The sequence below is a fragment of the Campylobacterota bacterium genome (assembly GCA_020633995.1).
GTDB lineage: Bacteria > Babelota > Babeliae > Babelales > RVW-14 > JACKCO01.
The window spans coordinates 1-2194 of record JACKCO010000002.1 but is presented as its reverse complement, the minus strand read 5'-3'; the positions used below and the strand labels follow the sequence as shown (position 1 = coordinate 2194).

Here is a 2194-nt window from a genome sequence, read left to right as displayed (position 1 = left end):
AATTGATTGAGTTTGGTGATCCTGAGCTGGAAAACTTTGCCGCGTTTGCTCATTTGCTATCACGTCGATTGAAAGGGGTTACACCAGAAAACATCGACCTCAGTGCTCTGGTGTTAGAGAAATTCAAAATCAAGTATGACAAAGAGCCGCTTCCAACAGCGGTGAATCAGGTACTTGAACCTATCCGCCCCAATTACAACGACCCTACCGATCGTGAACAGGCATTTCTTGCCGATATCATTCGCCGCCTAAACGAACTGTTTGGTGATGTCGGCGATGAGCCTGGCCGCCGAAACTTTGCCAACGGCACCATTACGCGTGTCACCCAAAACCCAATTGTGGTTGAGCAAGTAGAAAAGCACGACAAGTCGATAGCCCTCAAAGGCGACTTGCCACAAGCGGTGAAGCAAGCCGTTGTACAAGCCCTGCTGAAAGAAGGCGATATCGCCCGAACGCTACTCAAAGACCCGCAAGTAATGGCAAGTTATGTTGAACTAATTTTTGACATGATGAAGCAAGGTACAGAACAGGTGGAGGCGAAATGATGAATACTGCGTTTCGAGTGTTACTTACTTTCAATGCAACATCACTGCTAGTGATTATCTTTGCAGTACAAAAAGGGTACTCACTCGGATATTTCTTTGGTGATTTAGCTTGCTTCGATTGGATAGCAGCACTTCCGAACGCAGTATCATATTTACTCTATTTTCTTATCCCAGTTTTATCGACTGGATTGAGTATTTGGCTGAGTAAATACTTGGGGAGAGACGAGTTTAAAGCGGGTGAAATAACAAGTATTGAGCATGCCAATAACAGCTTCCTGCCAAGTTATTTAGGTTACTTTTTTGTTGCGTTGAGCATTGGTAACTGGGAAACCTTGTGGTTTGTTTATGGAGTTTTGTTTGTTTTTACTCTCTTATCGCAAGCACTCTATTTTAACCCATTGTTTTTACTATTTGGTTATGAGTTTTATAACATTACAACCAAAAACGGAACGGCCATTTTCCTGATTAGCCGAGAGCGCTACAAGAAGCCAGATGACATCCAAATACCATTGGCTTATCGAATCAATAATTACACATTTATCGAGCGAGGATAATGATGGACCATGTACTGGCACATATAAAAACTAGAGCAAAAAAACGCATTTTTAAATTGGTTTCTGATCAATCTCTTTTTGACGGAGTCGCAGTCGACTTAAATGCGTGTGTTCCTTACAACCCAGATCATAACCTTGATGAAGATTCATGGTTTAAAATTGAAGGCTTTAGTCAAAAAGAGTTTTGTATTGAGCTACTAAAAAAAGACTATGATTCAAAAGACTACGATGATTTAACCAAAGATAACTTCTCAAAGATTGCCTACTTATTTGCAGTTCAAGGTAATGATTTTTATTTTCAAAAAATTACTCCAAGTCTATTTGTAAAACGCAAAACGCTCGTTTTTGGTGAAGTAGCAGAGATAGAGAAAAGCCAAACACGTTTAGTGATAAACGCTTTACCAGATGCTCTGTACTTCAAAGCGGCAGATACCTTGATATTCAAAAATCTGGCAACAATATCGAGCATATTTAAAGGCATTGATGAGTTATACAAAGAAGCAACAAAAGAAGAGGTTGAGCAGTTTTTAGATGCACAGTTTATAGAGCTCGGTAACGACTACAACGTAGATAGCGTCTCAAAACCCAATAGAAAACGTATTGGCCTTGCTATGGCAACACTTGATGCTATGTCTGCTGATGATAAAGCCAACATGCTCGATTATATCGACGGTTACTGCGGTGAACAGAAACTTAAATTCGATAAAGAAAATCAGAAGTTTGAAATATCTAATGACGATGAGTTGAAGTTACTGCTTTATGGCATTGAACAACGCTTTTATACGACCCCATTTGGCAAAGAAAAAAGGCTCGCTAACTCTGTAACCGCTATGGATAAAAAATAGCCCCTTATAAGTAACGTAAGAAGGTTGACTCAATGACCAAAAACACCCCACAAGCTCCGCATGGTGAATTTGTCCTGTTTACCAGTGCCGATGGTAGAACTCGCGTAGAGTGCCGCTTTGAGTCAGATACCTTGTGGCTTTCACAAGCAATGATTGGAGAGCTCTATGGTAAGGCAAAGGCGACTATTAGCGAGCATATTAAAAATATCTTTGCTGAAGGTGAATTGGACGAAAATTCAGTTGTTCGGTT

At 40.4% G+C, this 2194-nt stretch carries 4 protein-coding genes; all 4 read left to right on the top strand.

The annotated features are described in order from the left end of the window. On the top strand, positions 1-545 hold a 545-nt coding region (locus tag H6679_00025; protein MCB9492643.1), incomplete at its 5' end, for a type I restriction endonuclease subunit R. Then, positions 545-1099 carry a hypothetical protein gene (locus tag H6679_00020; protein MCB9492642.1) on the top strand — a complete coding sequence of 185 codons (555 nt, stop codon included), beginning with the start codon at positions 545-547 and terminating at the stop codon, positions 1097-1099. The genes H6679_00025 and H6679_00020, both read left to right, overlap by 1 nt. Positions 1100-1101: 2 nt before the next feature. Continuing rightward, positions 1102-1944 (top strand): ATP F0F1 synthase synthase, encoded by an 843-nt coding sequence (locus H6679_00015; protein MCB9492641.1) that lies wholly within the window; start codon positions 1102-1104, stop codon positions 1942-1944. A 32-nt stretch (positions 1945-1976) separates the two neighbouring features. Continuing rightward, positions 1977-2194, top strand: a 218-nt coding sequence (locus H6679_00010; GenBank protein ID MCB9492640.1) for a hydroxyacid dehydrogenase, incomplete at its 3' end; no start/stop codon positions are given.

Excerpts from the sequence above, each read along its gene's own strand:
- H6679_00020 (MCB9492642.1), top strand. The coding sequence starts at position 545 with ATGAATACTGCGTTTCGAGTGTTACTTACTTTCAATGCAACATCACTG.
- H6679_00015 (MCB9492641.1), top strand. The coding sequence starts at position 1,102 with ATGGACCATGTACTGGCACATATAAAAACTAGAGCAAAAAAACGCATT.